Annotated in this window: 26 protein-coding genes; 8 read left to right on the top strand and 18 right to left on the bottom strand. The window is 68.8% G+C overall.

Annotated elements, in window-relative coordinates; all coding sequences use genetic code 11:
- The first annotated feature begins 146 nt into the window (after positions 1–146).
- The 3 genes from EAH89_RS13430 (at position 147) to EAH89_RS13420 (ending at position 1,314) form a co-directional block, all read left to right on the top strand.
- A complete protein-coding gene (locus tag EAH89_RS13430; RefSeq protein ID WP_140883871.1) occupies positions 147–551 on the top strand; it encodes a hypothetical protein in 405 nt (134 codons plus the stop codon).
- 13 nt (positions 552–564) lie between these two features.
- Positions 565–981: a hypothetical protein gene (locus tag EAH89_RS13425; protein ID WP_140883869.1), complete on the top strand. Its 417-nt coding sequence runs from the start codon at positions 565–567 to the stop codon at positions 979–981.
- 135 nt (positions 982–1,116) lie between these two features.
- Positions 1,117–1,314, top strand: a complete 198-nt coding sequence (locus EAH89_RS13420) for a hypothetical protein (protein WP_140883867.1) — start codon at positions 1,117–1,119, stop codon at positions 1,312–1,314.
- Here EAH89_RS13420 and EAH89_RS13415 read toward each other — a convergent pair.
- Complete coding sequence (locus EAH89_RS13415; protein WP_241667010.1) at positions 1,283–1,489, bottom strand: helix-turn-helix transcriptional regulator; 207 nt, start codon at positions 1,487–1,489, stop codon at positions 1,283–1,285. The genes EAH89_RS13420 and EAH89_RS13415 overlap by 32 nt on opposite strands.
- A gap of 494 nt (positions 1,490–1,983) precedes the next feature.
- Complete coding sequence (locus EAH89_RS13410; protein ID WP_140883865.1) at positions 1,984–2,727, bottom strand: hypothetical protein; 744 nt, start codon at positions 2,725–2,727, stop codon at positions 1,984–1,986.
- A 1,338-nt stretch (positions 2,728–4,065) separates the two neighbouring features.
- Between EAH89_RS13410 and EAH89_RS13405 the strand changes: the two genes are divergently transcribed.
- Complete coding sequence (locus EAH89_RS13405) at positions 4,066–5,931, top strand: reverse transcriptase domain-containing protein (protein WP_140883864.1); 1,866 nt, start codon at positions 4,066–4,068, stop codon at positions 5,929–5,931.
- Between the two features lie 174 nt (positions 5,932–6,105).
- Here the strand turns inward: EAH89_RS13405 and EAH89_RS13400 are convergent, their stop codons facing one another.
- A complete protein-coding gene (locus tag EAH89_RS13400; protein WP_140883862.1) occupies positions 6,106–6,366 on the bottom strand; it encodes a hypothetical protein in 261 nt (86 codons plus the stop codon).
- Between the two features lie 136 nt (positions 6,367–6,502).
- Between EAH89_RS13400 and EAH89_RS13395 the strand changes: the two genes are divergently transcribed.
- Positions 6,503–7,063, top strand: coding sequence for a hypothetical protein (locus EAH89_RS13395; RefSeq protein ID WP_241667009.1), 561 nt, complete (start codon positions 6,503–6,505; stop codon positions 7,061–7,063).
- Positions 7,064–7,103: 40 nt separating this feature from the next.
- Here EAH89_RS13395 and EAH89_RS13390 read toward each other — a convergent pair whose 3' ends face one another.
- The 8 genes from EAH89_RS13390 to EAH89_RS13355 form a co-directional block, all read right to left on the bottom strand.
- The gene (locus EAH89_RS13390; protein WP_140883860.1) at positions 7,104–7,310 is read right to left on the bottom strand and encodes a hypothetical protein; all 207 of its coding nucleotides are present in this window, start codon (positions 7,308–7,310) and stop codon (positions 7,104–7,106) included.
- A gap of 156 nt (positions 7,311–7,466) precedes the next feature.
- Complete coding sequence (locus EAH89_RS13385; protein WP_140883858.1) at positions 7,467–7,865, bottom strand: hypothetical protein; 399 nt, start codon at positions 7,863–7,865, stop codon at positions 7,467–7,469.
- A gap of 2 nt (positions 7,866–7,867) precedes the next feature.
- Positions 7,868–8,071 carry a hypothetical protein gene (locus EAH89_RS13380; RefSeq protein ID WP_140883856.1) on the bottom strand — a complete coding sequence of 68 codons (204 nt, stop codon included), beginning with the start codon at positions 8,069–8,071 and terminating at the stop codon, positions 7,868–7,870.
- 76 nt (positions 8,072–8,147) lie between these two features.
- Complete coding sequence (locus EAH89_RS13375) at positions 8,148–8,426, bottom strand: hypothetical protein (RefSeq protein WP_140883854.1); 279 nt, start codon at positions 8,424–8,426, stop codon at positions 8,148–8,150.
- A gap of 105 nt (positions 8,427–8,531) precedes the next feature.
- Positions 8,532–9,056 carry a single-stranded DNA-binding protein gene (gene ssb / locus EAH89_RS13370; RefSeq protein ID WP_140883853.1) on the bottom strand — a complete coding sequence of 175 codons (525 nt, stop codon included), beginning with the start codon at positions 9,054–9,056 and terminating at the stop codon, positions 8,532–8,534.
- 408 nt (positions 9,057–9,464) lie between these two features.
- Positions 9,465–10,487, bottom strand: a complete 1,023-nt coding sequence (locus EAH89_RS13365; protein WP_140883851.1) for a deazapurine DNA modification protein DpdA family protein — start codon at positions 10,485–10,487, stop codon at positions 9,465–9,467.
- 2 nt (positions 10,488–10,489) lie between these two features.
- Positions 10,490–11,002 (bottom strand): hypothetical protein, encoded by a 513-nt coding sequence (locus tag EAH89_RS13360; protein WP_140883849.1) that lies wholly within the window; start codon positions 11,000–11,002, stop codon positions 10,490–10,492.
- A 182-nt stretch (positions 11,003–11,184) separates the two neighbouring features.
- Positions 11,185–11,679, bottom strand: a complete 495-nt coding sequence (locus EAH89_RS13355) for a hypothetical protein (protein WP_140883847.1) — start codon at positions 11,677–11,679, stop codon at positions 11,185–11,187.
- Between the two features lie 129 nt (positions 11,680–11,808).
- Between EAH89_RS13355 and EAH89_RS13350 the strand changes: the two genes are divergently transcribed.
- Entirely contained in the window at positions 11,809–12,360 is a 552-nt protein-coding gene (locus tag EAH89_RS13350; RefSeq protein WP_140883845.1) for a hypothetical protein, read from the top strand.
- Between the two features lie 21 nt (positions 12,361–12,381).
- Here EAH89_RS13350 and EAH89_RS13345 read toward each other — a convergent pair whose 3' ends face one another.
- The 5 genes from EAH89_RS13345 to EAH89_RS13325 form a co-directional block, all read right to left on the bottom strand.
- Positions 12,382–12,720: a hypothetical protein gene (locus EAH89_RS13345; RefSeq protein ID WP_140883843.1), complete on the bottom strand. Its 339-nt coding sequence runs from the start codon at positions 12,718–12,720 to the stop codon at positions 12,382–12,384.
- Positions 12,721–12,877: 157 nt separating this feature from the next.
- Positions 12,878–14,686 (bottom strand): DNA cytosine methyltransferase, encoded by a 1,809-nt coding sequence (locus tag EAH89_RS13340; protein WP_140883841.1) that lies wholly within the window; start codon positions 14,684–14,686, stop codon positions 12,878–12,880.
- A gap of 103 nt (positions 14,687–14,789) precedes the next feature.
- Entirely contained in the window at positions 14,790–15,494 is a 705-nt protein-coding gene (locus tag EAH89_RS13335) for a hypothetical protein (RefSeq protein WP_140883840.1), read from the bottom strand.
- Positions 15,495–15,722: 228 nt separating this feature from the next.
- Positions 15,723–16,004: a hypothetical protein gene (locus tag EAH89_RS13330; protein WP_140883838.1), complete on the bottom strand. Its 282-nt coding sequence runs from the start codon at positions 16,002–16,004 to the stop codon at positions 15,723–15,725.
- Between the two features lie 150 nt (positions 16,005–16,154).
- Positions 16,155–16,877 carry an LPD29 domain-containing protein gene (locus EAH89_RS13325; RefSeq protein ID WP_140883836.1) on the bottom strand — a complete coding sequence of 241 codons (723 nt, stop codon included), beginning with the start codon at positions 16,875–16,877 and terminating at the stop codon, positions 16,155–16,157.
- 199 nt (positions 16,878–17,076) lie between these two features.
- Between EAH89_RS13325 and EAH89_RS13320 the strand changes: the two genes are divergently transcribed.
- Both EAH89_RS13320 and EAH89_RS13315 read left to right on the top strand, forming a co-directional pair.
- The gene (locus EAH89_RS13320) at positions 17,077–17,337 is read left to right on the top strand and encodes a hypothetical protein (RefSeq protein ID WP_140883834.1); all 261 of its coding nucleotides are present in this window, start codon (positions 17,077–17,079) and stop codon (positions 17,335–17,337) included.
- Positions 17,338–17,374: 37 nt separating this feature from the next.
- Positions 17,375–17,698 carry an HU family DNA-binding protein gene (locus EAH89_RS13315; RefSeq protein WP_140883832.1) on the top strand — a complete coding sequence of 108 codons (324 nt, stop codon included), beginning with the start codon at positions 17,375–17,377 and terminating at the stop codon, positions 17,696–17,698.
- A 52-nt stretch (positions 17,699–17,750) separates the two neighbouring features.
- Here EAH89_RS13315 and EAH89_RS13310 read toward each other — a convergent pair whose 3' ends face one another.
- Positions 17,751–17,939, bottom strand: coding sequence for a hypothetical protein (locus tag EAH89_RS13310; protein WP_140883830.1), 189 nt, complete (start codon positions 17,937–17,939; stop codon positions 17,751–17,753).
- Between the two features lie 251 nt (positions 17,940–18,190).
- Complete coding sequence (locus tag EAH89_RS13305) at positions 18,191–18,499, bottom strand: hypothetical protein (protein WP_140883828.1); 309 nt, start codon at positions 18,497–18,499, stop codon at positions 18,191–18,193.
- Positions 18,500–18,510 lie beyond the last annotated feature (11 nt).

The raw sequence follows: 18,510 nt of genomic DNA, 5'->3' as shown, positions 1-18,510 counted from the left end.
ATTCCCGCAGCTGGGGCGCGTCGGCGAGCGAAGGCGCTACGTCGGTCGGGGTAAATCCCTCCGCCTTGGCGGCGACCTGCATGGTGGAGAGTGGATGCCAAAACGTCGCCGCTCGATCTGGAAGCCAGATCCGAGGGGCATTCCAGATGCTGGACAGCACCTTCGAGAGCGGGCTGACGCAGGCAGTCCGCTACAACCCGAACCTGGCCGGCACGATACAGCGAGGGGTCGACGGCTCGATGGACCCGGGGAACCAAGCCATATCGGCGGCGGCGACCCTGCGCAGCGAAGCTGCCAAGTTGCAGGCGGCAGGGATCAGCAATCCAACGGTCCTCGACGTCCGTGGCGGTTACAACTTTGGGGGGCTTTATACGGTCCCCCTTGCGCAAGCAGGGGATACCCAACTGATGTCGGAGGTGTTGAGCCGGTATACGCCGGCGCAACTCCAGGGGAATGGAATTGGCCAATCGACGACGGTAGGACAATGGCGGGCTAGTGTTGCGGCCAAGATGGGGGACGCAGCTTATCAACCTGTCCTGACAGGGATCTAAGGGGAACAACGACGTGAAAACCACGATTGGTGCGATGACCGCGATCTTCCTCGGAGCGATGAGTGCCGTGGCAGTTGCCCAGCCACGTCAGCCGCTCACGGTGACGGGCCACGTTCAGGGCTACAGCTGCATGATGCTGAACCTGACGAATGAGCAGTTGGCCGATTGGGAAAACGCTCCTGCAGTGCTGGCAGAGCCGTCGCCGAACGCTGCCAAGCTCGGGGTCGCGACGGCCAACGTCATCGTGGCGAGCCCGAGGCACGAAGTGAATGGCTATCTGCAGATGCTGCACATGGACGGCCGTCCGGGTTGGATTGCGGCCAACAAAGTCGTTCCCTGGCGCAACGTCAGCAACCCGCAAACCCGCTGTATCCCGGCGATGATGTCGAACAATCGCCTGGGCTTTGATTACATCAGGCCCCGTGGCTAGAGTGTAGAAAGCGGGTGCGGAAAAGGGGGGTCGCAGCACTGCTGCGGCCCCCCTTCACGTTTTACTCGGTTCTCTGGTTCACTATGAAACCGCGTTCCACGGCACATTCTGGCTAGATGGCACAGGAGATCTGAGATGTTTGCGAAGCTCGTCAGCAAAGCCCCTCCGGGATCGCTCTGGTTCGCCGCCGGGGCAGTGTTCTGCGTCCTCGGCGCCCTGCTGGCATCTGGTCCTCAGGCCCGTGAAGTGGCCCAGGTCGGCTGGTGTGGGGCGATTGGCTTTGTGGTGCTGATCCTGGCCTTCAGTGACCGGAAGCATCCCGACCGGGGCTGACGATGCGCGGTCCCGGATGGGCCGCGACGAACGCCGCGAGCATGGCGAGCCAGGCGGCCACATCCGGGTCGATAGGACTGCGTCCGTTGATCCAGCGACGGATGGTGGTCTGGTGACGGCCGGTGCGTCGGGCCAGTTCGCGCTCGGTCCAACCGAGGGTGATGAGCCAAGCCAACAGCCGGCTGCCCGAGACAGGCGAGTGAGGAAGCAAGGATGTGTGTTCGCTTTGAACACACTCGCCAACTTCCGTTACGGTGAACCAAGAATCTGACAGAGCGTCGGGCATTTGTGAAGAGTGCTCCGGTTCGGCGCGAACGGGATGCGCTGCGATGAGGCTGGTCCGTGGTCGTCGCCATGCGCCCTGGCGGGGCCGGGTTGCGCTGGGCGCGGCGTCGCGAAGCGGCGTTGCGACCAGGGCGGCCCTGCCCTGCCTGAGGGGGCATGGCCCGCGTGACAGTGCAGCCCGTGCGTCACCGTGACCCCGAAGGGGTCGCCGCTAAAAAGCCCCGGCGCGAAGCGCCGTCCGCAGATCCGCGGCCGGGCGCCATGCGGGTGTGGTGGGAGCCGGCCAAGTTGCGGGGGGTCCAGGAGGGCAGAGCCCGGAGGGCGGCGCCCCCCTGGCCGGCGGTGGCAGGAAGGGCGGGGACCGAAGCCCCCGCCCGGTGTGCCTTACTTCTTGAAGGCGTCCATTTCCTCGGCGGCGGAGCGGCGGGAAACGGAGCGGGTGTTGTCGGGGCGGCGGGTGTCGTAGGGCTTCCACGTCTCGCCGGTCAGGTGCTCGAAGGCGTCAAGCGCACCCTCGGCGGCGGCGAGGAGGGTTGCGGCCTGGATGCCCATTTCCCCGGCGAACTGGCGGGCGCGGGTGGCGCGGCTGTCGAAACCGGAAACCCCCTCGCGGTCCTCGTCGCGGTCCTCGTTGGCGATCTTGGCGGTGAGGTCGCGGGCCTGCGTCACCTTGTCGCTGTAGAACTTTCCGGCGCCGTAAGCGGAGCCGACGAAAGCGCCGCAGATACGCTGAAGGTGCATCGCAAGAGCGCGCTCGTTGAGGGTGTCGGTAAGGGCGGCGGCCTGATCCCGGATGCCCTGGTCCGTGGTGGTGCGGACGTGGAGCATGTCCACACTCTCAAGGGCGAAGGTGCGGGAAAGGTTGTTGGCGAGGCCCTGGTGGGGGCAAAGGGCCACGGCGTCGGCCATGGTGACGGGGCCGCGCTGCTCGGGGGCCGGGCGCTTGGCGGGCTGCTGCGCGGGGGTGGAAGCCGGGGCGGCCGGGGCAGCCTTGGCGTCGGGCTTCGCCTTGCCCTTGGCGGGCTTGCGGGGGGCGGCGGCCTTGATGGCCTGACCCATGGCGGTATCGGTGGCGGCGCCCTTGTCGGAAGCGGCGGCGGCGGCGATGTTCTGGATAGCCTGGGACATGATCGCAATTCCTGTCTCTGGTGAGGCCGGGGGGTGGGGTAGCAGCCCCGCCTTCCGGCCGTTCCCTCTCTCGGGAACAAGAGAACCTTATAAGTATTCGCGGTCGGTGTCTATAGTAATTTCAGCCGCTTAGACTGCGTCATCCAAGTATTAGGAAACTAATCAGACTTTCCTGAGCGCCCAGAGTGCAGAGGGCGGAGCCCTTTGCCCACCGGAGGTCCACGCGTCCGACGCCCCCCTTCAGGGGGGTCGAGGTCGCGTGAACCCAGTAGTGGAGGCGCGCCATCTGGTTTGTGTGGATCAGCCTTTCCCTCGCGCAGCTCTCAGGTAGTAGGAGCGGGTTCCGTCTTGGTGCGCAGGCGTGGGTGGCTGCCCCGCGACGATGGCGTGGCGGGTGCGAGGCGCCGAACTCTCCATAAGTATTCGATCTTTCGAATACTTCGATACCGACATTTATGCCAAGCGAATACTTGCCATGCCAGCGGCGCGGGGTCGCCACCCTAAGCCTGCGTACCTGGGCGGGGCCCGGTCCTACTACCGCCCGGAGAGATGGGCGAGGGAAAGGCTGATCCACACACGGCGCGCCGGAGCGGGCCACGGGCACCCCGTCAGCCGTCTTGGCGCCAGTCCGTCGCCATCAGCACACCATTTGGACCTTGGGCACGCCGAGTGCCTTCCAGACCGCGCGAGGGATCGTTACCCGAAGGGCGTGCGCCGTTGTGGCGCGGAGGAGAAGGGAGTGTTCGAGAGAACGAAGCTTGCTGACAGAGCTTCTGCCCACCCGACTTACCGGTGCCGGCGACGGCTGAAATCCCGAAAGGGGAACGGGACCATAGCATGTCGGGGCAACATCCCAGGCCGGGCGCCGCAGCCTGGCGGAAGGATCGTGGGCAAGGTGCGCATGGTGAAGGCTTGATTGCTTCAATCCAAGTTTCCGAACGGCCAGAAAGGGTAGGCGATGGTGAACGCGGCTGACACGCCATCCCGCGCAGGACAGGAGGTCCCAGCCCGGGCCGCCTCTCGCCAGCATGCGCGGCGTAACCCCAGTCAGGGGACCAAGGAGACGAACTGGACACCTAACCGCACCGCAACTCCCCACTCGCGCAACTACGGGATCGCCTACAGCAGGCCCTCTCCGGGACCTGTATGGCGACGGAGCCGTCGTAGTACCCAAACGTCCGGGGTAATGCCCGGGACAGCCGTCCACGGGCGGACAAGCATGCGTATAAGGCCGGGTGACCGGACCGAAAGCGCCTCGGCTCGGGGGAAGGACGATGCCGCCAACAACGGCATGAGCAGCTCAAGCAGACTGGGCCCACGGATCGAGAGGCTCTGCTGATGCAGGCCGCTATCATCGAGAAGAGGATCGAGTCACTGCCGGCCTTGTCACGGTCGGGCAAGCGGATCAATGGCCTTCACCGCCTCATGCGGTCCGCTCATCTTTACGAGCGGGCCTACGTCAGGGTGTCCCGTAACACGGGCGCGCTGACCCCAGGCATCGATGGCGAGACCTTCGACGGCATGACGCTGGAGAAGCTCGCTGGACTTGCCCGGCGTGTGGCAGAAGGCTCCTACCGCCCCCGCCCGGTCCGCAGAGTGTATATCCCGAAGGCCAACGGCAAAATGCGGCCGTTGGGTATACCGACGATCGAGGACCGCCTCGTACAGGAGGTGGTCCGGACCATCCTCGAAGCGATCTACGAACCTGTGTTTCTCGAACAATCGCACGGGTTCCGCCCGGGGAAGTCCTGCCACACTGCCCTGGAATCCATCCGGGACACCTGGACGGGGTGCAAATGGCTGATCGAGGTGGACGTGCGCGCGTTTTTCGACACCATCGACCATGGTATCCTGCTCAAGCAGCTCGCGAAACGGATCGATGACCATAGGTTCATCGGCCTGATCAAAGGCATGCTCGAAGCCGGCTACTTGGACGACTGGGTGTTCGAAAGAACCTACAGCGGCACGCCTCAGGGCGGGATCGTCTCGCCCTTGCTGGCCAACATCTACCTCCATGAACTCGACGTGTTCATGGAGGAGATGCGCGCAGGCTTCGATCGGGGCACACGGCGCAAGCCACATCGTGCCTACACTGCGATGGATGCGCGCATACGCCGCCTGCGCTGGAAGATCGACGCCCTCCGCGCTGCTGGCGCGGGGGAGGCCGAGGTCCGCGAATGCTTGGAGCGGATCAAGGCTGTCGTGCAGGAACGACGGACGGTGCCGTCCGTCGATCCCATGGATCCCAACTTCCGCCGGCTCCGCTACTGCCGTTATGCCGATGACTTTCTGATCGGCGTCATCGGCAGCAAGGCGGAAGCTCGCGAGGTAATGGCGTCCGTCCAGGCTTTCCTGGCGGAACGGCTAAACCTAGCGGTGTCGCCGGAGAAGAGCGGGGTTCACGCCGCGTCGAGAGGAGCACCTTTCCTGGGCTACCATGTAGCCACTTGGACATTGCCCTGGGCTGGACCGATGGTCCGCCGCGTGGGGCGGGGTGGCCGGTCCTTGCGGGTCCGGTATCGCCCGAGCAGTGGCAATGTCCGGCTGCGAGTGCCCCGGGACAAGGTGACGGCATTCTGCCGTCGGAAGGGCTATGGCGTCCTTGCCACGCAAGATGGCCGCCAACGCCCGCAGTTCCTGGATTCCAGCGACGCCGAGATCGTCATGGCCTTCAACTCGGAGTTCAGAGGGTTCGCCAACTACTACGCTATCGCCAACGGCGCGAAACCGTCCTTGGGAGTGCTGGAACTGGTCGTGTTCCGCAGCCTGCTCAAGACGCTGGCGATGCGCCATCGCCGGAAGGCATGGCGGGTAAAGGCGGACCTGAAGATGGGAACGGACTACGGGATCAGCTACGTGGTCCGGGGCAAACCTCGCGTCCTGAAGCTATGGCGGCTGAAACACCTCAAGCAGGCAGCCTGGCCGAGTCCGACCGTGGACGTCATCACGGTCGGCAACCGGCTGGCGATGAGCCGGAACGACGTTGTCGCCCGACTCAACGCCGAAACCTGCGAGGTCTGTAATACGACGAACGGGCCGTTCGAGGTGCATCACGTCCGCCACCTAAAGGACATGGAAGCGGCTCCGATGACTCTGTGGAAGCGATCAGCACGGCTGCGCAAGACAACGGTCCTGTGTCAGCGGTGCCATGTCGCATTGCATGCTGGCCGGCAGCCAGCGAGAGCGGAGAGCCGTGTGCATTGAAAGGTGCATGCACGGTTCGGAGGGGGGCGTAGGGGCGTTCTCGCAGGAGACGACCCGCGCCTACCCAACCGAGACCCCGCTTGGGGGCTCGGGGAGGCCGTTCTCACGGCCGAGTAGAGCGCGGTCACCGCTCTTGCGGGGACGCGCCCAGACCTCGCAACAGCCCGGAGGTGTTCAGTCACCGGAGGCGACGAGCCCGCCCGCGGCCTTCCAGCGCCGTTCACCCGCTTCCCGGTGCTCGGCACAGTACCAGACGCCAGGGATGCCCTTAATGGAATCGCTGCCGAACCCGAAGGTTCCCCACCGGCCACAGTCGGGGCAGAAGTGCTCGAAGGGCTGGCCCGGCTCAACGCGCACGACGCCCCGCCGACGCTCGTCGGGCTGGTCGACGGGTGTGTCCGTCAGGGGCCGGTAGGGAGGTCGGTTTTCATCCAAGGCAGGCAATCCTTCGTTCCGCGCGAGATCCCGCGCCCCGGGAAAAATAATCGTTCAGCATCAATGATTTACCTTGGAGGAGCTCTGCGGGGTCAATTAGATTCAACCCAGCAAGACAGACGACATGGAGGCTAGCGTGGCTGGATCGAACAACGTGGTGCAGTTCCCGCTGCGGCGGGTGCTGCCGGAGCAGGTGGCGAAGGCGTTCGAGGGCGTGCCCGACGTGCGGGAGGTCGGCAACATCGCCGAGGCCTTCCAGCTCGAGATGCCGTCGCAGGACCTGCGCGACCAGGTGGAGGCGAGCGTAGCGGCGTTCGTGCTGAACAACGTGCCGCCGGAGAAGGGGGCGCGTCGCGAGGCGGCCCTGCGCGACCTGCTGGCGACCTACGCCGAGCGGGCGGAAACGGCGGCCGAGGTGGCGCGCGATGCCTGGGTGACGGCGGAGGCTTCGCAGGAGGGGGTGGTACTACGGCAGCAGGAGCAGGGCACGGACGCGGCGCTGGAGATCCTGTCGCAGCGGGCCAATGACCTGACCGAGCAGGCGGCGCAGCTGACGATCACGGCCTACGGCTTCTCGGTGGAGCGCTCCGCGGCGGCACGGGTGGTGGCACTGGCCCAGCGCGGCGAGGAGTGGAAGCCGACCAGCCTGCGCGAAGCCGAGATCGCGGTGTTCGGCCTCGCGGTGGTGGGCGGCTGAGCGGCAGCTACCGGCGGCCCGGATCCTATGATCCGGGCCGTCAGTGTTCCTGCATTGCCTCCAGGCGGTCGCTGGCCCGGCGATCGGCAACGTGGGCCTCGCGCAGGAGGCGGGCGCTCTGGGCCGTGTTGAGCGGCTCAGCGTCGGCGCCCTCCCGTAGCCGCTCGGCCTCGTGTTGCCAGCGGCGGATCTCGGCCAGGCAACCGGCTTCGGCGGTGCGCGGGACGGTGGGAGGATGATGGAACACGTCATGCTCTCCGGTGACCGGACGTGCAGGAAGGGCAGCACGCGCGCAAAAACGCGCCTGCCCCGGTGGGCGAGCGGACCATGGCGAACCTCGGTGTGAATGGTGGAAGCGGCCGGTCGCGCGCCGATGGCGACGACTGGCCGGTATGCGGCGCTGTCAGGCGGCGCGCCGCTGCCCCGACCGCGAGAGGCTGGGCAGGGTCGGATAGCGGTTGTCCGGTAGCCCGAAGCCCTCGTCCTCGTGCAGCTGCAGGAGGCGGACTGTGACGCTCTGGCGGCGGCCATCGCGCAGAGAGCGCAGCACGGCCAGGTCGGTGCGATTGGCGGCATAGACGCTGAGCCAGTGCCCCGTGGCGGGATCGCGCCGGGCGGCGTGGTACTGGCCGTTGAGGAAGCCCTCGACGATCCAGGGGGTGCGGCAAACGGCGGCGCGGCCGAAGCGAGCGCGCCAGTAGCCGTCGTCCTGAAGGTAGAAGATCGAGCCGAGGGCGATGGTGCCGACGCCGAGCGGGTTGTCGCCGCCCTGCCGGCGCTGCGCATGGTACTGGCGTAGCATCGTCACGCCTCCCAAGGATTGCTGTCGTCGCGGTCACGGCGAAGCTCAATCAGATGCTCGATGGTGAGTTCGGCGTAGGGCGCGAGAGGCACGATCATGGCTTCCGGCTCGGCGATCTCGCGAGGCTCGGAACCGATCCAGAGCAGGAGAGGATCGGCATCGTCGGGAGCGTCCAGGTCTTCGACCTGGGCGAAGAAGGTTTGCATGGGGGCGTCCCAGCCAACGGAAACTTCGGTCCGTGACCGACGCGCGGGGATGTCGTGGCGGCTCATGTCAGCCGGCTCAGAACGGGATTTCGCAGTCGTCGAAGACGGGCTGCGGCGGGGGCACGAAGCCGGGTGTGCTCAGCCGGTAGCCGTCGTAGCCGTAGCGGTCGCACATGACGTTGGCGAAGCGACCGGCGGCGGTGCGCGAGGCGAAGTGGTAGGGGTGGCGGGACGTCTTGACGTGGCAGCGACCGTAGAAGCCCTCGAAGCCCTCCTCGTGGACGTCCTCGAAGAGGATGGTGGTCAGCGCCGGTGGGCGCGGCAGGGCTACGGAGGCGAGCAGGCTGGTGGACATCGCTGGAATCCTCGCGCGCCGGGCAGGCCGTCAGGCCACCCGGTGGGATGGAAGGGACCGGAAGGAGAGGCGCCCGGCGCCCCGAAGGGCGCCGGAACACGGGCGTCAGAACGGGACGTCGTCGTCCAGGTCGGCCTTCGGCGCGTCCCAGCTGGAACTGCCGCCGGCACCCGCACCCGCCGGAGCGCGCTGACGGCCGCGACCACGGCCCTGGGCCGGGCGCTCGCCGCCCTCGGCAGAAGCGCCGGCCTCGCCGCGCGCCTCCCGGTCGCCCGACTGGTTCGGACTGCCGAGCATGATGAGCTCGCCGCGGAAGGGACGCAGAACCACCTCGGTGGAGTAGTGGTCAGTGCCCTGGGCGTCGGTCCACTTGCGGGTCTCGAGCTTGCCCTCGATGCTCACCAGGTCGCCCTTGCGCAGGTACTTTTCGACCACATCGCGCAGCCCCTCGGTGAAGACCGACACCCGGTGCCACTCGGTGCGCTCCTTGCGCTCCCCGTTGCCGTCCTTCCAGCGCTCGCTGGTGGCCAGGCTGAAGCTCACCACCCCGCCCCCGTTCTGGAAGGTGCGAGCCTCCGGGTCATTGCCCAGGCGACCAATCAGCAGAACCTTGTTCATCGAGCCGGCCATCGTCCGATCCTCTTCGTTCATTCTCCCCGAAGAGGCTTCCGGCCCGTGCCGGTCGCGTCTCCTCGGGTGCGGTCGAACAGAGACGCGGTGGCGGGCGGTCCTACCCCTGAGGCATGTGAGGGAGGGGGTTGGGGTTGCGACGCAGCGGGGCATCGCCCCGCGCACGGCGCGGCCCCGGCCTCTGACCGAGAATGCCGAACCGCAGGCGCTTTCCCCGGCTTCGGGGAAAGCGGGGGTAGGAGCGGCCGACACCGTGGCTCAGACCGCAGCAACACGAGGAGATGCGGCCGGCACGGGCAGGCAACCGACACATCTCTCCCCACTCTCGTCCTTCGGACATCTCCCCCGCTCCTTTCGGGCTATCTCTTCTTCCCCTTCTCCTCTCTCCTCCCCTCCTCCCTCCCTCGCTCAGGCGGCTTCGGCCGCCGCCTCCGGATCGGGCAGGTCGTCCATGAAGGCCCAGTGGTAGGCGCTCAGCGGACCGAGATCGCCCCACTCCACCTCGCCCGTCTCGTGCAGGGCCCGTAGCTCGTCGGCTGCCGCGGCGACCCGGGCCTCGATCGGATCCACCGGGGACTCTGGCAGGGCGACCGGGAAGAAGGGGGAGCGAGCCCCCTGCCCTGGCTCCGCCAGCAGGGCCACCTGACGGCGCTGGAAGGCCACCATGTGCCGGGCGAGGAAGGCGTCGGTCTTGCTCTGCCCGGCGGCGAAAGCGGCCCGCCGCGCGGTCTGCCCGTAGGCCTGACTGTCGACGGAGGCCACGCGCGGGTGGTCGCGCAGGGCGTGCATGGCCTCGGATTTGACCCCGTAGAGATGCAGCCTCGCCGGGGCATCCCCGAGCGCCCGATCCAGCGTGTCGACCACGCGCAGCACCCCGTCAGGGCCGCCGACCTGGCGACGACAGACACTGCCAACGCCGAGCACCGGGGCGTGCTCGACGTCCGGCAGGCGGTCGAGGCAGCGCAGGTAGTGGTCGGGGCGCCAGCCCTGCACCACAGGGGCGAGGCGGTCGGCGATGCCGCGCTCCTCCGCCTCGCGGAGGCAGCGGATGTAGAGCCGCACCGTGCCGGCGATGCGGTCGAGGATCTCGGCGTCGTCGCGGGCGATCTCCGGCTCGACGCAGAGATCCATGGCGGAGAACCAACGCCAGGGCGCGGTGGCAGCGAGGTCCATGTAGGCGGCCACGGTCCAGGGATAGAAGCCGTAGCGGGCCATCGCCACGAAGCCGGCAGAGTCCAGGGCGGCGTCGAGCCCGGCGAGACGCCGTAGCGACCGGTGGTCGAAGCCCACCCAGTCGCGGACGCCGATACGATCCGGGCGCCAGATCGAGAAGGCGTTGGTGCTGAGCAGCACCGGCGTCCGCAGGCGCCGGGCAGCAGCGAGGAGAGGCCCGTCCGCGAGGTGCGACAGGCCGAGCAGGAACTCCGGCACCGTCAGAACAGCGACGGCTGGTCGGAGGCCCAATCCGCGGCACGCGGGCGGGACAGCTCGGCGACCAGCGCCTTCTCGGGCTGGTAGCGGGCCTGCAGGCGGTTCAGCAGGGCGCGCTCACCCGCCTCGGTCTCGCGCGCGAGGGTGGCGCGGAGGCGGGCGACCAGCCCGGCCGAGCGGAGCCGCGCGATTACCGCGCGCTCCAGGTCGGAGAAGGTGAAGGCCGGGCTGCCCCAGCACGGGTGGGCGGTCAGCTCCTCGAGAAAGCGCAGCTTGTCGGCGGTGGAGGTGAAATACTCCGCCCAGAACCCATGCACGTCGTAGTGCGCGATCATGCCGAAGTGCTGGCACAGCACGCGGTAGAACTTCAGCGTGAAGCGCTTGCGCGGGAAGTCCTCGGCGATGAAGGCAAGCAGCTGATTGCCGAAAGCGGCCTTGGCCGCGCCGTCATCGAACTTGGTGACGGTGAAGTCCTCCGCGTGCAGCGGCGGGTTTTGGAAGCTGGCAACAGCCATGGTGCTTTCTCCTCCGTGGGGGTTTCACTGAACCCCTCACGGCGGGCGCGGCGTCGGTGGCCGGGGCAAGGGCGCGCGGCTTCGCGCGGGTGGCGCCAGCCGCCTTCCCTTGCGGCGGACGACGCGGCGCGGCAGCACTCTCCTGCTGTTCTTCTCCGCACCGATACGCGCGCTGGGCCGTGTCAGGTGGCTCCGCTGCGGAACACCTTGAGAGCTTCCTCCTCCGGCATGGCGTTCAACCATGCCTTCACCTTCCACTTCACTTTGATCTCCTCCGAGGCCAGGAGCTGCGCCAGCCGATCGGCCGTCAGTGGCTTGGTCTGCATGATGCCGGGGCCATCGGTCAGGGTGTAGAGTGCGCGGTTCTTCAATGAGCGCTTCAGATCACGCCGTGCGATCCAATCCGAAAGCAAATCGTCCACGATCCACTCTGCGTCCTGCACGATCATGTGCGGCTCGCCGCCCGTGGATGTACCGATGTCGACCTGCGGGAGGGTCTTGCCGTAGTCGTCCAGGCGTACCCGCAGGGTGTTCGGCAGCACGTTGGTAGGACCGCCGGTCCCGTGGTTCTGGGCGTAGCCCTCCTTCCTGCCGTCGATCCAAACGTCAGCGTGGAAGTTGCTGGTTTCCTCGCTCAGCTGGGCGCTGTAGCTGACCTTGCGAAGTTCGATCTTCATGGTGGCTTCTCTGCCCCAGAGGCCGCGAGGCGCCGGCTCGGCTGTCGGCCGAGGTGGCATCGCCCGACGCCGCGCATCCCGGCCGGTCCGTGGCCCGTTGAAGGGGCAGCACGGATGGGATGGGAACCGATGACCGAGGCGAAGGATGGAAAGGCGATCAAGGTGAACCGGGCGCCGGTGCTGACGCTGTGGGCCGCGGTGGTGGCCGAGCGGCTCGGGCACGACCGGGACGCCGCGATCACGCTGGGCCGGGCCGTCGCCGGGTCGAGTGCCCGCGTGAAGGCCAAGGCCATCGGCATCGCCGAGGACGCGCACGAGGCCGGTGATCTCCGCGACGAGGCGCGCAAGCAGGGTCAGAGCAAGCAGCGGCCCAAGGCCGTGCATCTGCTCGGCCGCGACGTGCCGGTGGTCGAGGAGAAGGGTGCGCTACGCGCGCTGGACCACGACAAGGCGGCGTCGCCGAAGGCGGCGGCCGGCTATGTCGAGCGGGCGCTCGGGGAGCATCTGCCCGCCGTCAGGAAGGCGATGGAGGACCTGGCGGGCTCGATGGAGCCGGAGGAACTGAACCGGGTCGGCTTCCGGCTCTACGAGCACTTCCGGCCGGAGGTGCCGGCAGGAGCCAAGGGCTGGGGCGCCAAGGGCGTGCTCGACCTCGGCAAGATCCGCTCGGCCGATGGCTAATCAGCCACCTGTGCGCGGCGCCTAGCTCTGATCCCAGGCGACGATGGTCAGTCGCTGGTCCGGCGAACAGGCGTCGATCACCGAGGGACGCATGGTGACGTACCAGGCCTTCACGATCGCGGCGGCGGCCAGGTCTGGAACCGCTCGCACTGCGGGAAGAATATGGCGGGCGTCGGCGCTGTAGATCCTGGGATAGCCGTCGGACCGGAGCAGCACCGCGTCGCCGGTTTTCAGTAGCTCCTCGAATGGGTCGATCCCCATGGCGCCGGTGGTCCAGGTCGCCAGGATGGTGTCCCGGTCGAGGTTGCGGTTCCACTCCTCCGGCGTCTGCGTCGTGACGCTGATCTGCCAGCCTGCCATGCCTGTTTCCTTCTCCATCGCCTGGTCCGGACTGTCGCACGGACGCGGCGGGCTGGCTGCCGAAAGCGCATCCTCGGCGCGGTCCTGCCCGCGAAGCGGTGCAGGATGGTCTGCCAGAAACGGCGGGTGCGGGCCGCCAGGGCGGGGTGCGGCCGCATCACGCGGCGTCCTGCGGCTGGCGCACGGACAGCGCCACGGCCACCGGCCGCACCCAGATCGGCAGGGTCGAGAGCATGAAGCCCTCCCCCAACCAAGCCAGCAGCAGCGTCCGGCCCATGGTCTCGGCTATGGCCTGGGCGGCGTCGGGCGGCACGGCGTTGCCGATGCGCTCGCGCCAGTCGGCGTCGCTCAGCCCATCCAGTTCGGCCTGCTCCTCCGGGTCGATCAGCGACTGCAGGGCGCACAGCTCGGCCGTGGTGAAGGGGCGGTGCCACGTCCCGTCCAGTGCCCGGATGCGGGCCACCACCCGGTCCGACGCCCCCGGCAGCGTCGGGCGGGGGTCGGCGACGCTCCAGCGGCCGTTGTCGTAGCCGGCCGCCGCGCTGACCGCGCCCGTGGACTGCTGCCACGGAACCACGCCGTAGTGCCCGGCGCCGTAGTAGTTGTCGCCCTTCTCGCGCTCCATGCGAGGCCGGGGGTCGGCCACCGCGAAGGTGCCGTTGGAGGGCAGGCTCTCGCCGGCCACGGTGCCGGAGGTGGCGTCCCAGGGCACCACGCCCAGGGCGCCGGAGCGGCGCACCTCGCCGCGCGGGTCGGCGACGCACTGCCCGGTGCCGTGGGCGCCGGTCACCGCCCTCCCGGCCCCGTCCCAGGGGACGATGCGGAACTCGTTGGAATGCTTGGCCGGGCCGGTGTGGCGTGGGTCGGCCACGGCGAAGCCGCCGGCCCCGACCGCGGCCTTGCCGATCACCACCTGGGAGGGCTGGTCGAAGCGCTTCACGCCGTACTGGCCGAAGGCGGCCACGCCGTCGGCGCGGCGGGGATCGGCGACGCTGTAGGCGCCGTTGGACGGTCCGGAACGGCCCGCCACGGTGCCGGCCGGCTCCTCCCAGCGGTTCACGCCCAGCACGCCGCCGCGCCAGTCGCCGCAGGGGGCGAGGGCGTAGTCGCGCAGCATGCCTTCCTCGACCGCCAGCTTGCCCAGCGAGCGCCAGTCGCTCCCGGCCTCGACGAAGGCGAGGCGCACCCACGTCGCCCAGTGCAGCATCGGCACCCGGTGCATCGGCCCCGCCTTCGGATCGCCCGGCAGGGGCATACGGGACAGCACGTCTCCCACTCCGTGCAGCGAGCGCTTCGGCGGCTTGTACAGGAACGGCTTCACCTTGGCCGCGTGTCGGGCGACGAGTAGGAACCTACGGCGCGACTGCGCCAACCCGCCCAACTCTCCGCAATCGTGCGTGGTCTCGGCCACGGCGTAGCCGTAGGCGCGCAGCAGGCCGGAGATCTGGTCCAGCAGGTGCCGGCCACGCGAGGCGATGCGCGGCACGTTCTCCAGCAGGATCAGCTCCACCGGATCGTCGCGGTAGGCTTCCAGCGCCAGCCAGATGCCGCGCAGCGTCAGGCGGTTCAGCGCCTGGTACTTGCGGGTCTTGCTCTTGGTCTCGCTCAGCAGGCCGGAGAAGCCTTTGCAGGGCGGGGAGGTGAACAGGACGTTGGGGCGCTCGTGGCCGAAGGCCGAGCGCACGTCGTCCACGGTAGCCTCGCGCCAACCGGCCGGCGGCTCCTGGCCGTGGAAGTCGTGGTACTGCTCGCGGTCGAACAGGTCCATGCAGGTGCCGGGAACGCCGGCCAGGCGGCCGAAGTCGCGGATCGCCGCAGCGTCGACGTCGATGCCGCCGAGGCAGCGAAAGCTGGCGGACAGGTTGCCCACCCGCGAGGTGGCGCGATTGAAGCCGCGGGCTCCCCCGCCGAGGCCGGCGAACAGGTGGGCGTGCAGGATGGTGGCGTGGCCGTGCTCGGAGATCATGGCGCGAGGCTCCAGAAACGCGAACGGCAGGGCCTGGGCCCTGCCGCACGCGACGTCGGTGATGGATCGGGGGTGTGGGGTGAGGCGCCGCGGCGCCCCGGGTTCAGTGCAGCGTGGGCAGAACCGGCGCCCGCGGGAGCGCAGCCGCGCGGCGCATCCCCTCCTCGGCCAGCTGTCGTGCGATCGGCAACACCGGCGCGAGCCCGGCCATCCGGGGCGTCAGCTCGGCGAGATCCGCGCCGGGGTGCAGCCGCTCGAACGCCTCGACGGCCTCGACCTCGTTGCTGGCCTGCACGGTGCCGGTGACGGCATCGCCCACCGATGCCGTGCCCCGGTAGCTCCACTCCAGCCGGAGCGGCTCAACCGGCTCGGCCGGCGCGGCGTCGAGGCGCTGCACGGGGGCGACGAACAGCTCCAGTCCCTTGCGGCAGACCAGCACGTCGAGCCGGGTGTGCAGCATCTCAGTCGAGCAGGAGCGCGCCTCGAGGAGGTCGTCGCCCGCGATGGCCAGTGCGTCGAGCAGCGCGGCACGGCTGTTCGGGCTTTCCCGCACGATCAGCTTGTGGACGCAGGCCCAGCGCTGGGCGACGCCGGCGTTCGCCCGCCGACGCGGGCCGCTCTCGGTTTGCCCGACCGACCAGCCCCAGCCATGGTCGTTGGCGCTGACCTCGACCACCAGGGCCGGGCGGTCGGCGTGGCGGAAGGCGTGGCCGGTGCCGGGGAAGCCCTGGATCGGGCTCCAGCCGTCGTTGGATAGGCCGAGGTCCTCGGCCGCCGAGCGCAGGGCGCGCTCAATCAGGGTGCTCATGGGGGTCAACTCCCGTAGGGGATGCGGTGCGCCGGGGACGAACCGTCTGTTCCGGTCTTCTCGTCCTCGACCCCTCCCCCGCGGGCGTGCCCGGCACACGGGGGCAAGGGCGAGCAGAGCGAGGGAGCGCAGCGACGCACCCTTGCGGCCGGGGGGCGGGCGCGGCAGGCGCTTCCGGGTCCTTTTCTCCTCCCCGTTTCTCCTGCTCCAGCCCCTCTCCGTGGATCCTTACGTGGCCCGCCAAAGGCGGCGCATGGTCCCGCCGAGATAGGCGAAGGCGAGCATCCCCACGGCCATCAGCACCGCGCCGAAGATCCCGAAGAACCACGCCGTGGTTGTCATCAGGGCGCCCGGGTCGGCCAGGTGGTCGCAGATCTCCTCCTCCGAGCGCCACGGACTGGCAGCCGCACCGGCGGGCAGGCCCTGCCGAGGCAGGTTGGCGCAGGCCTCCCGAAGCAGGGACGCGCTCGCACGAACCTGCGCGGCCGCTGCCGAGGTGGTCTCCAGCACAGGCTGAGCCTGCGAGACCGAGGGGAGGCAAAGAGCGGCGAGGACCGGAAGCATGTGGCGGCAGACGCGCATGAGGAAGATTCCTTGATGGGGTTGTGCCGCTCTCCATCGGGAAGATCGGCGCGAACGGAAAACCGGAGGGCCGTTCCGTCAGGGTTCGCGTCGGCAGACGACGTACTGGGCACCCCCGAACGCCTCGCACCAGGCCGAGCGCGCGGTCTTGTAGCTGTCGTCCATGCCGTCGAAATGGCCGCCCTGGAACGGCATGGCCACGGTCTCGATGGCCTTCTGCTCCGGCCCGCCGGGCCAGCGGACGTAGATCGAGCCGTGGTCGGTGTTGCGCACGGAGAAGCGCACACCCGGGAAAGACTGCCGTAGCTGGACGCGGATGTTGGCAGCCGCCAGCTTGCCGCTGTGCCGGTCGTCACCCTGTCGCAGGTGGGCATGCTCGGGTGCATGGCGCAACCGGTGCAGCTCGGCGGCGTGCGCCTCGTCGGCGGCCGCCTTCTCGTCCGTCCGGCGGGCGTCCTCGGCTTCCGCGTGGACGATCGCCGCGGCGATCTCGGCGGCGTTGCCGCAACCGCCGAGCAGGCGCCAGCCCGAGCCACGTAGGATGGCCTCGGGCAACCGGAGGGTGAAGGAGCCGGACAGGAAGACGATGTCGTAGGTCTGCCGCCCGCCGGTCTGGGCGAAGCCGCCCAGCACCGGGCGCAGCGGAGCAGGCCGGGGATCGTCGTGGACCGCGAACACGAAGCCTTCGCCGCGGTCGTCGAGCCTGGTCGAAACACGCGTGCCGATGCCGATCATGACCGGGGCGGTGGTCGCGGCCACCGGGGTAAGGCGGGCATTCGGGAAAGCGAGGACGGTGGTCACGGCGGTGATCCTTCTGCTGCGTCTCGCTTCTCCGAGACCTCAGCCGAGGGCCGCGCCGCCCCGGGCGGGGCAAGGGCGCGCTCGCGCGGGCGTCAGCCCCTGCCCTTGCGGCGGTCGGGGTGGCGCGGCAGGCCCATCCTATCCTCCCCTCTCCCCTCCTTCCTGGGCTATGCTGCCCTCTCCATCAGCCTTCGATGCCGTGACCCTTTCCGAAGCCCTTGCCACCCCAATCGTCGATCTCCGGTCCTTCTGGCTGGAGGCGCGTTGCTGCGGCCGACATCGGTCGCCGATGTGGTTCCACGCCGCGAAACGGCCACGCGACCTGCTGTCCGATTTTGCCTTCGAGTACGCCTGCCCGGAGTGCGGGGTGATGCCGGCGCTCACTCTGCTGCGCTCGGAGCGCACCGGAGCGCCGGCCCAGGGCTGGCGGCTTCATGTGTGCGAGGTGTTCGAGGACTGAGGTTTCGCACGGGCACGCCGCACGCTAGAATCCAGCAATGTCAAAGCGCTTCCTCACCGACGTCATCCAACAGTCCACCGACCTGAACGGCGTGACGTCCGGCCGCTTGGCGGCCGACATCATCGCCGCGATTAAGGCCGAGATCATCGAGACCGGGCGCTTCTCGCTGCCCGACTTCGGCTCCTTCACGGTGCGCGAAACGCCGAAGCGCTCGGCGCTGAACCCGCGCACCGGCGAGAAGGTGGCGGTGAAGGCCGGGGCGACGGTGAAGTTCAAAGCCTCGCCCTCGCTCAAGCTGGCGGCCTTCGCCGGGGCCAAGAAGGCCAAGCGCAAGGCGACGAAGGCCGCCAAGGGCGACTGATCGCGCATCCATTGCGCGGTTTGCCGCCGGCCGAAGCCGGCGGCGCCCGCCGTCAGGCGGGTTTGCGATCGTCGGCGCGCTCGCTCTCGCGCTTCCAGCCGAGTTCCAGCTTCACGAAGCCCGGAATGGAGAGCGTCAGACTGGCGTTGATGGTGGTCTTGCCGGTGAGGTGCCGCAGCAGGCGGCGGATGGTGCGCCCGGCGCTGCGGGTCAGGGTCTTGAGGTAGGTTGCGGTCTTCATGGTGCCGCTCCGTCGTGTGGTTCTGCCGTGATCGGCGGAGACGACAGGCGGAGCGGCATGGGGCGCGTCACCCCGAAGGGGGCGAAACAACGTGGAGCACCGTCAGGTTGAAGCGCCCCGGGACGCTCCGCAGGCTCCGCTCACAGATCATGGTGGGACCACAGGACGGGGCGGGTGCGCCCTGACGACCGTGCGCGATCAGGCCCTGGCGGGCAGCGCTTCCACGTCCCCCGCCGGATGCCCGCTCATGGTTAGGCGACCCCCATCTCCTCGGCGGCCTCGGTGATGGCCTCGTTCGCGGCGTTACCGGGATGGGCTCCGTCGTCGTAGGCATCCCGCCAGAGGCGATCGGGCAGGTCCATCAGGCCGACCATGACGCGGCCCGAGATGCGGGCGTTGGCCACGCGCAGGAAGCCGTAGAAGCCAAGGTGGCCCCCGGCGTACTCGAACAGGCGGTCGTGGGTGTCCTGGGCACCCGGGGTGTGGTGGATCGGTTCCTTGCCGGCGAGCTGGAATGGCTCGGCGGCCGAGCCGCGCGCGGCGACGGCGGTGAAGGCCATGGTGCTTCCTC

This window comes from Muricoccus nepalensis (genome assembly GCF_006438825.1).
Lineage (GTDB): Bacteria > Pseudomonadota > Alphaproteobacteria > Acetobacterales > Acetobacteraceae > Roseomonas > Roseomonas nepalensis.
Note: the sequence above shows the minus strand (reverse complement) of the source record. Positions and strands in the feature narration are given on the sequence as shown.

Coding starts and splice junctions, on each gene's coding strand:
- EAH89_RS13430 (WP_140883871.1), top strand. CDS start 147: ATGCTGGACAGCACCTTCGAGAGCGGGCTGACGCAGGCAGTCCGCTAC.
- EAH89_RS13420 (WP_140883867.1), top strand. CDS start 1,117: ATGTTTGCGAAGCTCGTCAGCAAAGCCCCTCCGGGATCGCTCTGGTTC.
- EAH89_RS13410 (WP_140883865.1), bottom strand. CDS start 2,727: ATGTCCCAGGCTATCCAGAACATCGCCGCCGCCGCCGCTTCCGACAAG.
- EAH89_RS13405 (WP_140883864.1), top strand. CDS start 4,066: ATGCAGGCCGCTATCATCGAGAAGAGGATCGAGTCACTGCCGGCCTTG.
- EAH89_RS13385 (WP_140883858.1), bottom strand. CDS start 7,865: ATGCTACGCCAGTACCATGCGCAGCGCCGGCAGGGCGGCGACAACCCG.
- EAH89_RS13380 (WP_140883856.1), bottom strand. CDS start 8,071: ATGCAAACCTTCTTCGCCCAGGTCGAAGACCTGGACGCTCCCGACGAT.
- EAH89_RS13375 (WP_140883854.1), bottom strand. CDS start 8,426: ATGTCCACCAGCCTGCTCGCCTCCGTAGCCCTGCCGCGCCCACCGGCG.
- ssb (WP_140883853.1), bottom strand. CDS start 9,056: ATGGCCGGCTCGATGAACAAGGTTCTGCTGATTGGTCGCCTGGGCAAT.
- EAH89_RS13360 (WP_140883849.1), bottom strand. CDS start 11,002: ATGGCTGTTGCCAGCTTCCAAAACCCGCCGCTGCACGCGGAGGACTTC.
- EAH89_RS13355 (WP_140883847.1), bottom strand. CDS start 11,679: ATGAAGATCGAACTTCGCAAGGTCAGCTACAGCGCCCAGCTGAGCGAG.
- EAH89_RS13350 (WP_140883845.1), top strand. CDS start 11,809: ATGACCGAGGCGAAGGATGGAAAGGCGATCAAGGTGAACCGGGCGCCG.
- EAH89_RS13345 (WP_140883843.1), bottom strand. CDS start 12,720: ATGGCAGGCTGGCAGATCAGCGTCACGACGCAGACGCCGGAGGAGTGG.
- EAH89_RS13340 (WP_140883841.1), bottom strand. CDS start 14,686: ATGATCTCCGAGCACGGCCACGCCACCATCCTGCACGCCCACCTGTTC.
- EAH89_RS13335 (WP_140883840.1), bottom strand. CDS start 15,494: ATGAGCACCCTGATTGAGCGCGCCCTGCGCTCGGCGGCCGAGGACCTC.
- EAH89_RS13315 (WP_140883832.1), top strand. CDS start 17,375: ATGTCAAAGCGCTTCCTCACCGACGTCATCCAACAGTCCACCGACCTG.
- EAH89_RS13310 (WP_140883830.1), bottom strand. CDS start 17,939: ATGAAGACCGCAACCTACCTCAAGACCCTGACCCGCAGCGCCGGGCGC.
- EAH89_RS13305 (WP_140883828.1), bottom strand. CDS start 18,499: ATGGCCTTCACCGCCGTCGCCGCGCGCGGCTCGGCCGCCGAGCCATTC.